This window comes from uncultured Microbacterium sp., from assembly GCF_963521695.1.
Taxonomy (GTDB): Bacteria; Actinomycetota; Actinomycetes; order Actinomycetales; family Microbacteriaceae; genus Microbacterium.
Genome location: NZ_CAUQWC010000154.1, coordinates 1 through 8,599 on the forward strand (window position 1 = coordinate 1; position 8,599 = coordinate 8,599).

8 protein-coding genes and 1 pseudogene are annotated in these 8,599 nt (G+C 69.4%); 7 read left to right on the forward strand and 2 right to left on the reverse strand.

Features of this window, described 5'->3' with window-relative positions; genetic code table 11:
* The 5 genes from RWP81_RS11540 to RWP81_RS11560 form a co-directional block, all read left to right on the forward strand.
* The coding region (locus tag RWP81_RS11540) for a sugar ABC transporter permease (RefSeq protein ID WP_314456239.1) at positions 1 to 893 on the forward strand (893 nt) is incomplete at its 5' end.
* A complete protein-coding gene (locus tag RWP81_RS11545; RefSeq protein ID WP_314456240.1) occupies positions 893 to 1,840 on the forward strand; it encodes a carbohydrate ABC transporter permease in 948 nt (315 codons plus the stop codon). The genes RWP81_RS11540 and RWP81_RS11545, both read left to right, overlap by 1 nt.
* The gene (locus tag RWP81_RS11550; protein WP_314456242.1) at positions 1,837 to 2,037 is read left to right on the forward strand and encodes a DUF6903 family protein; all 201 of its coding nucleotides are present in this window, start codon (positions 1,837 to 1,839) and stop codon (positions 2,035 to 2,037) included. Before RWP81_RS11545 ends, RWP81_RS11550 begins: the two co-directional genes overlap by 4 nt.
* A complete protein-coding gene (locus RWP81_RS11555; RefSeq protein WP_314456244.1) occupies positions 2,034 to 3,479 on the forward strand; it encodes an alpha-L-fucosidase in 1,446 nt (481 codons plus the stop codon). Before RWP81_RS11550 ends, RWP81_RS11555 begins: the two co-directional genes overlap by 4 nt.
* Positions 3,480 to 3,535: 56 nt before the next feature.
* Complete coding sequence (locus RWP81_RS11560; RefSeq protein WP_314456246.1) at positions 3,536 to 4,552, forward strand: substrate-binding domain-containing protein; 1,017 nt, start codon at positions 3,536 to 3,538, stop codon at positions 4,550 to 4,552.
* Positions 4,553 to 4,757: 205 nt separating this feature from the next.
* Here the strand turns inward: RWP81_RS11560 and RWP81_RS11565 are convergent, their stop codons facing one another.
* Positions 4,758 to 6,575, reverse strand: coding sequence for a beta-galactosidase (locus RWP81_RS11565; protein WP_314456248.1), 1,818 nt, complete (start codon positions 6,573 to 6,575; stop codon positions 4,758 to 4,760).
* A gap of 120 nt (positions 6,576 to 6,695) precedes the next feature.
* Between RWP81_RS11565 and nagB the strand changes: the two genes are divergently transcribed.
* A complete protein-coding gene (gene nagB, locus RWP81_RS11570; RefSeq protein WP_314456249.1) occupies positions 6,696 to 7,466 on the forward strand; it encodes a glucosamine-6-phosphate deaminase in 771 nt (256 codons plus the stop codon).
* Here nagB and RWP81_RS11575 read toward each other — a convergent pair.
* On the reverse strand, positions 7,413 to 8,201 hold the full coding sequence (locus RWP81_RS11575) for a FadR/GntR family transcriptional regulator (protein ID WP_314456250.1): 789 nt from the start codon (positions 8,199 to 8,201) through the stop codon (positions 7,413 to 7,415). The two genes, nagB and RWP81_RS11575, sit on opposite strands and share 54 nt — an antisense overlap.
* A gap of 6 nt (positions 8,202 to 8,207) precedes the next feature.
* Between RWP81_RS11575 and RWP81_RS11580 the strand changes: the two are divergent.
* A pseudogene (locus RWP81_RS11580) lies at positions 8,208 to 8,599 on the forward strand (hypothetical protein); the annotation flags it as partial.

The following is an 8,599-nucleotide window of genomic DNA, read 5'->3' on the forward strand; positions in this document are numbered from 1 at the left end:
CCTCCGCCTTGACCCGCGGCCGGGGTCGCTTCATCTTGCTGTGCCTGACCCCGGCGTTAGCCCTGTACGTCGTGTTCATGGTGATCCCCACCGTCGACGTCTTCCGTATGTCGTTGTTCCAGTGGACCGGATTCACCGGCACCGCGCGATTCATCGGTTTCGACAACTTCGTCGCCCTGGCCGGCGACACGCAGTTCCTGCGTTCCCTGCAGAACACCCTGCTGCTGCTGGTGGTCGTGACGATCGTCACGATGGCCGCCGCGCTGGTGATTGCGGCGCTGCTGATGAACCCGCGTCTGAAGGCGCGCAATTTCTACCGCTTCGTGCTGTACCTGCCCAGCGTCCTGTCGATCGTCGTCGTCGCCGCCATCTTCTCCGCGGTGTACGACCAGCAGAGCGGGCTGCTGAACAACTTCCTCTCCACGATCGGACTCGGCCACCTCACCCAGGTCTGGCTCGGCGACGAGAGCATCATCATGTACAGCATCGCCATCGCGATGCTGTGGCAGTCGATCGGCTACTACGTCCTGCTCTACCTCGCGGGCATGAGCTCGATCCCCGCCGACGTCTACGAGGCCGCCTCGATCGACGGATCCGGTCCTGTGCGCACCTTCTTCACGATCACACTGCCCCTCGTGTGGAGCACCCTGCGCACGACTCTGACGTTCTTCATCATCTCCTCGATCAACCTGGCCTTCGTGCTGGTGCGTGCGCTGACCGACGGCGGTCCGAACGGCTCGTCCGACGTCCTGCTGAACTACATGTACCGGCAGGCCTACACCAACTCCAGCTACGGCTACGGCATGGCGATCGGCGTGGTGATCTTCGTGTTCTCGTTCGTGCTCGCCCTGATCATCAACCGCGCCACCAAGCGAGAGGTCTATCAGTTCTGATGGCTCTGAACCTCAGCCCTGTGCGCCCCGAGGCGCCCACCCCGAGCCAGCGACGACGACTCGCCCCCGTGCGCTCCGACGCGGCCCGCACCTCGGGCCGCCTCAACCGCACGGTGATCAATGCGGTCATGATCGCGCTGTGCGCGGCGATCATCGTTCCCACGGCGTGGGTGTTCATGGCATCCATCAAGACCCGCCCCGAGTTCTACGGCGACCCGTGGGCACCGCCCCTCGGCGTGCACGTGCAGAACTTCGTCGATGCGTTCGTGAACGCGCGCATGGGCGACTACTTCGTTAACTCGATCTTCGTGACCGTGCTCGCGCTGGCCATCTCGCTCGTGGTGGCGGTTCCGGCGGCGTACGTGCTGGCGCGATTCGAATTCCGCGGCAAGGCCGTGCTCGAGGTTGCGATCCTCGCCGGCCTGTTCATCAACGTGAACTACATCGTGGTGCCGATCTTCCTGCAACTGCTGGGCTGGGACCGTGCGCTGCGGGGGCTCTTCCCCGAGGGCGTCTTCATCGACAACCTCGCCGTTCTGGCGTTGGTGTACGCGGCGACCTCGCTGCCGTTCACCATTTATCTGCTCTCGACGTTCTTCCGTACCATTCCGATCGAGTACGAAGAGGCATCGATGCTCGACGGCGCCTCGCGCCTTCGCACGATGGTGTCGGTGATGCTGCCGCTTGCCCTGCCCGCGATCAGCACGGCGTTGCTGTTCAACTTCCTCGCGTACTGGAACGACTTCATCATCTCGCTGACCCTCGTGCCCGGTGACTCCAAGACGCTCCAGGTGGGCCTGCTCAACCTCTTCCAGGCGCAGCGCGCGGCCGCCGACTACGGCGTGCTGTACGCCGGAATGGTCATCGTCATGGTCCCCGTCATCGTCTTCTACGCCGTCATTCAACGCCGACTGCTGCAGTCGGTCGGAGGAGGAGGAATCAAGTGAGCACCCCCCGCCATCGCCGCACCCTCGACGTGCGCGAGATCGTCACGTCCGTGGCCGCGCTCCTCGTCTTCGTGACATGCACCGTGGTCGTCATCGTCAACCAGCAGACGGTGGGCTGGACCAACTTCTTCGCGATGCTGGCGGGCCTGGGCGGCCTCATCGTGCTGCTCGCGCTCTACAACCGGAGATTCCGTTGACCTCACCCCTGTCGCCCCGTATCCGTGAGGCTGCGGCCGTCGTCCCGTCCCCTCGCCAACTGGCGTGGCAGCAACGCGAGTTCACCGCGTTCCTGCACGTCGGCATGAACACCATGACCGATCGGGAATGGGGCGAGGGTCACGAGGATCCCGCGCTGTTCGATCCCGCAGGGATCGACACCGATCAGTGGATGCGAGCGGTCGCCGCCGCCGGGGCGCGCGGGGTCATCCTCACCGCCAAGCACCACGACGGCTTCTGCCTGTGGCCGAGCGCGCTCACCTCGCACACCGTCGCCGCCAGCCCGTGGCGTGGCGGTCGCGGCGACCTCGTGCGCGAAAGCGCCGAGGCCGCCGCCCGTCACGGACTGGCGTTCGGCGTCTACCTCTCGCCGTGGGACCGGACCGAGGCGCGGTACGGCAGCGGCCGGGCCTACGACGACTTCTTCGTCGCGCAGTTGACCGAACTGCTGAGCGACTACGGGCCCATCTCCACCGTCTGGCTCGACGGCGCCAACGGCGAAGGCCCCGACGGGCGCGTGCAGCTCTACGACTGGGATCGCTACTACGAGGTCGTCCGCCGACTGCAGCCCGATGCGGTCATCAGCGTGTGCGGTCCCGACGTGCGCTGGTGCGGCAACGAGGCGGGCCATACCCGAGCCGACGAGTGGAGCGTCGTCCCGGCCTCGCTGCGCGACGCCGAGCGGGTGGCATCCCGCTCCCAGCAGCAGGATGACGGAGTCTTCGCGCGTCTCGTGCGATCCGACGAGGAAGACCTCGGATCCCGTACCGCGATCGAGGCCTCCTCCGACGGGCTGGTCTGGTACCCGGCCGAGGTGAACACCTCGATCCGACCCGGGTGGTTCCATCACCCGGCCGAGGATGACCAGGTGCGCTCCCCTGAGGAGCTGTTCGATATCTATCGGCGCAGCGTCGGCGGCAACAGCGGGTTTCTGCTGAATGTCCCGCCGGATGCCACGGGGGTCGTCCACGCGGCCGACGTCGAGGCGCTCCGCGGTCTCGGAGCACTCGTCGCCGAACTCCCGGTCCGCGACCGCACGGGTCGCGCCACGGTCTCGCACCGGGGGCGCCGCATCGCCGCGATCACCCACGACGCCGTGCTCGACCTGGACGAGGGCGATTCCGTCGTCGTGCGCTGGGACGAGCCCGTCGAGATCGACGGCCTGATCATCGACGAGGACATCGCCCGCGGCCAGATGGTCGACCGCATCGACATCGACGTCGAGGACGCCGACGGTGCGACCCGCACGGTGCTGACCGTCGGCGCGGTCGGCTACCGGCGGATCGCGGAGCTGCCACGCAAGCGCATCCGCGCGGCACGTATCCGCATCGTCAGCGCGCGCGGCACGGTCCACCTCACCCGCCTCTCCCTCCTGGCACCCTCAGCGCTCCGCGCGACCGTAAGCGGCCCGCGGCTAGCATGAGAGTTCTGGTCGGGGGATCGCGCGCGATCGCGGAGGGGAACGTCGGGTCAATGGTCATGGAGCACAGCGGCGCCAAACGCCTGCGGGCACCCACGATGGCCGACGTCGCGTCGGTGGCCGGCGTCTCACCCCAGACCGTCTCGCGTGTGCTGCGCGGGCACCCCAACGTCTCCGACGTCACCCGGCTGCAGGTCGAAGAAGCCGTGGAACGCACGGGCTACCGCCGGACGGGACTCGCGCGCGCGCTGGTCACCGGGCGCAGCATGACTCTCGGCATCCTCACCCACGAGTCCGACCAGTACGCCCCGGCGGCGATCATGCTCGGCGTGAACCGCGCCGCACGCGAGCGCGGATACTTCGTCAGCGCCGCAGGGACGACCTCGGTATCGCCCGCCGCCATCACCGACGGTGTGGAGCACCTACGCGATCAGGGCGTCGACGGCCTCATCGTGGCGGTGCCCATCTGGGACGAACTCGCCCTCGGCCGGGTGACGAACGGTCTGCCCACCGCGGTCATCGACGGGTCCAGCTCCGCCGAGGATGATGTCGTCGCGCTCGACCAGGAGCAGTCGGGGCGTTTGGCCACCCAGCATCTGCTCGACCTCGGCCACGAGACGGTCTGGCACCTCGCCGGTCCCGCGTCATGGCGAGACGCGTCGGGGCGCACGACCGGATGGGAGTCCGCGTTGCGCGAAGCGGGCCGATCCGTCCCGCCGATCCTGCACGGTGATTGGACCGCCGAGTCCGGCTACCGCAACGGTCTCATCGTCGCCCGGATGCCGGATGCCACCGCCGTGTTCACGTCGTCCGACGAGATGGCCTTCGGGCTGCTGCGCGCCCTCGCCGAGCAGGGGCGACGCGTGCCGGAAGACGTCTCGGTCGTGTCGATGGACGACATCCCGCTCGCGCAGTTCGCCCACCCGCCGCTGACGACGATCCGCCAGCCCTTCGAGCAGATGGGACGCATCGCGGTGGAGCACGTGCTGGCGGCGATCGACGACCCGAGCGTGGAGCGCACGCGCGTGACGGTCGCCCCTGAGCTGGTCATCCGCTCCAGCACCGCGCCCCGCTGAGTCGGGGGGCTCGGTCGGCGCACCGAGCCGGTTCGTCGCGTGCCGGATCCGGAGGGTTCGGCGCATTCCCGCGAGCTCCCCGGCCGAGCCGTTGCCGCGGTTCGCAGAGCCGGGGCGGTTCCGTCCCTCTTCACAGCCGGACAGTTCTGTCGCCCTCGCGATGCGAGCGGGTCCACACGGCGTCGAACGACGCGATCGGCCCCGCTCAGAACTGCTCGATGTATTCCTCTTCGGGTCCGAGCTCGGCGCGGTCGCGCAGTTCGATGCTCGTCCCGCGTCGCTCGAGTTCCAGCACGACGACCGTGTTCTCGCCGGCGCGCAACAGCGGCGCCGGCACGTAGAGCGTCTGCTGCGGTCCGATCTCCCAGTACCGGCCCAGCAGGAAGCCGTTGATCCACACGAAACCGCGCGCGAAGCCCGGGAGGGCCAGGTGCGCGTCGGCCGGCTCGGGGAGGTGGAACACCGCCGAGGCTCCGCCCGCGGCATCCGGAGTCCCCGGCGCGGCCAGGAGGGCGAGCGCGGTCTCGCCGGCCGAGGCGATGTCGATCGACGCTGCCTCCCATCCCTGCACCATGCGGCGCTCGACCAGGACGGGGGCGAGAAGTCCCTTCTTCTCCCCCAGCGACCATCCGTAGTTCACTCGGCCCAGGTTCTCGACGAGGATCTCCACACGGGCGGGGGCGCCCGTTCCGGCGACGACGACGGAGCCGGACTCACTGACGGTTCCGGCGGGCCGCCCGTCGACGCGCACCATCGCGCGATCGGCGACGTGAGAAAGGACGAGCTCGACCTCCCCTCGCGGCAACAGCACGTCGGCGGCGAGCAGGAGAAGACCGGAATCCTGTCCCAGCTCTTCGAACGAGACCGTCGAGGCCACCGATCTCGACGGCGACGCGAGGCTCGCCACGGCCTCTTCGAGGCCGGCCCCGGGCACGGCAACCGCCCGCTGCGGGGCCACCAGGCATGGCGCCGCGGAGACGATCGGGGCGGTCGCGCCCAGGACGGCGCGCATGGCGTGGAACTTCTCGGTCAGCGTGCCGTCCTCGGCGATCGGCGCGTCGGAGTCGTAGCTCGTCACCGTGCCCCGCAGTTCTCCGTCGACGCGGTTGGCGCCGGCCCAGAGCCCGAAGTTCGTGCCCCCGTGGGCCATGTAGAGCGCGACGCTTCCTCCGTCGCTCACGATGGTCGCCAGCGTCTCGGCGGCATTGGCCGCGCCGCGCACGTGGTGGGGATGGCCCCAGTGATCGAACCAGCCGTTCCAGTACTCGGCGACGAGCAGGGGTTCGTCGGGACGACGGGTGCGCGCCAGCTCGCGTGCCGCGTCGACCCTCGAGCCCAGGGTCAGTCCCTGGAGCACGCCGTCGACCGCACCGGCGTCGAGCATGAGCTCGGTCGGACCGTCGGCGGTGAAGAGCATCTCGGTGATGCCGTGGGCGCGGAGCTCGCGTGCGAGGGTCGCGGGGTAGGCGCGGTCGTCGCCGAAGCTGCCGAACTCGTTCTCGACCTGTACCGCTACGACCGGTCCGCCCACGTTGGCCTGCAGCGCCGCGATCCGTGGGAGAAGGTGCGAGAACCATTCGCGCACGGGGCCCAGGAACCGTTCGTCGGAGGACCGCAGCGGAATGCCGCGACCGGTGAGCCACACGGGGAGTCCCCCGTTCGACCACTCGGCGCAGATGTACGGGCCCGGTCGCACGGTGGCGTCGAGACCGAGCTCCGCGGCGATGCGGAGGAAGCCCTCGAGGTCGCGCCAGCCAGTGAAGTCGGGAGCACGGTCGGCATCCGGCTGGTGGAAGTTCCACGGCACGTAGGTGTCGACGGTGGTGAGGCCGAGATCCTTCACCCGCTGCAGCCGATCCCTCCACAGGGCGGGATGGATGCGGAAGTAGTGCACCGAACCCGACAGCAGCCGAGTGGGGACACCGTCGCGCAGAAGTCGGTTGTCGGCCCAGGTGAGAGTAGGCGTCGGCGCGGTGGCCGGGGCCGCCTCTGCGGCGAGGGAGCGAGGGAGTGTGTCAGTCACGGTGGGCCCATCCTGTCGAAGCTTCCACAGTCTGACATATGATTGGCATCGATGCCATAAACCGCCAGAAGCTCTTCTGGCCCGTCCATCGTCGCGCGGCACGCGCACGGGAGGAACACGATGCAGGTCGTCATCACCACGAACGAGAGTACTGCGGGAGAGTTCGCGGCCGACATCATCGAGCGGCGCGCGCACGCCGGTGCGCTGCGGGTGATCGGCGTCGCGACGGGGTCGTCGCCCCTCCCCGTCTACGACGCCCTCGCCCGCCGGGATCTCGCAGGCGTCCGTGCCGCTCGCGCCTTCGCGCTCGACGAGTACGTCGGCCTCCCGGCGGCGCACCCGGAGAGCTACCGGTCGGTCGTCTCGCGCGAGGTGACCGCGCGCCTCGGACTGGATCCCGAGCGCGTCCACGTGCCCGACGGATCCGTCGACCGGCTCTCCACCGCCGGCGAGCGCTACGAGAACCTGATCGCGCTCGCCGGAGGGATCGACGTGCAGATCCTCGGCATCGGCACCACCGGTCACATCGGCTTCAATGAGCCGACCTCGTCGCTGGCATCCCGCACCCGGGTCAAGACGCTCACCGAGCAGACCCGGCGCGACAACGCCCGCTTCTTCCCCTCGCTCGACGAGGTCCCCCGCCACTGCGTCACGCAGGGACTGGGCACCATCCTCGACGCGCGCGAGGTCGTGCTGATCGCGGTCGGCTCCCGCAAGGCCGCAGCCGTGGCGGCGGCCGTCGAGGGCCCCCTCACGAGCATGTGCCCCGCCTCAGTGCTGCAGTTGCATCCCCACGCGACGGTCATCGTCGACGAAGCGGCTGCCGCGGAGCTTCGCCTACGGTCGTACTACACCGAGGTGTTCGCCCACCGCCCCGCCTGGCAGGTCTGACACCGTGCGGTCCCCCGACCCGAGCAGCTCTCGGTCAGCGGGATTCGTCGGGTCCTCCTGCGCCGCACTCGCTCGGCGCAGCCACTCCTCCACACCCGACACATGGGCACTGGCGAGCACGGAGGCCCGCTCGACGTCGTGCGCGCGCAGGGCGTCCACGAGGGCGGTGTGCTCCACCAGGGTGCGCTCGACCGCCCCCTCCTGCGTGAGGCCGCGCCACACCCGCGCGCGCACGGTGTTCGCCGCCAGCGACTCGATGAGTCCCGCCAGGTACCGGTTTCCCGAGAACGACGCGATGAGCCGGTGCAGGCGCACGTCGTGCGCGACGAGGTCGTCGACCGACGTCTCGGCATCCACCGAGGCCATCTCCGCATCGAGGACGGCGATCTGGTCGGCATCCACCCGCTGCGCGGCCAACGCCGCGGCCTGCGCCTCCAACATGCGCCGCACGGCGAACAGCTCCAGCACCGAACGGTCGTTGTGCAGGTCGAGCCCGAACGAGATGGCCTCCAGCAGCAGCGCCGGTTCGAGGCTGGTGACGTACGTGCCGTCGCCGCGACGCACGTCGACGACCCGGATCACCTCGAGAGCCTTGACGGCCTCGCGCAGCGAGTTGCGCGAGAGGCCGAGACGCTCCGCGAGGTCTTTCTCGGGCGGGAGCCGATCGCCCGGACGCAGCTCGCCGCGCACGATCATGGCCTTGATCTGGTCGATCGCATCGTCGGTCAGGGACATGCCGCAATGATAGAACGCAGACATCCGACCATCGCCCCGAGCGTGGGCCTCGGCTCCGTGCGGGCGATCGACACCCACCTGCACCTGTGGGATCCCGCGCACCTGAGCTATGCCTGGCTCGAAGGGGATCTCGATCGTCGCCACGGTCCGGAGCAGCTGCGGGCCGCCTGGGGCGAGGAGTCGCGACCCGCGGAGTACGTCTTCGTCCAGGCGGAATGCGACCCGAGGCAGTCGCTCGAGGAGGTCGCCTGGGTGTCCGGTTTAGCCGCTGAGTGCGGCGTGCGGGGCATCGTCGCGCACGCCCGCCTCGAGCGCGGCAGCCGCGAGGTCGACTCGCTCGACCGCCTGAGCCGCGCCCCGCTGGTCGTGGGGGTGCGGCGGGTGCTGGAGGGCGAGGC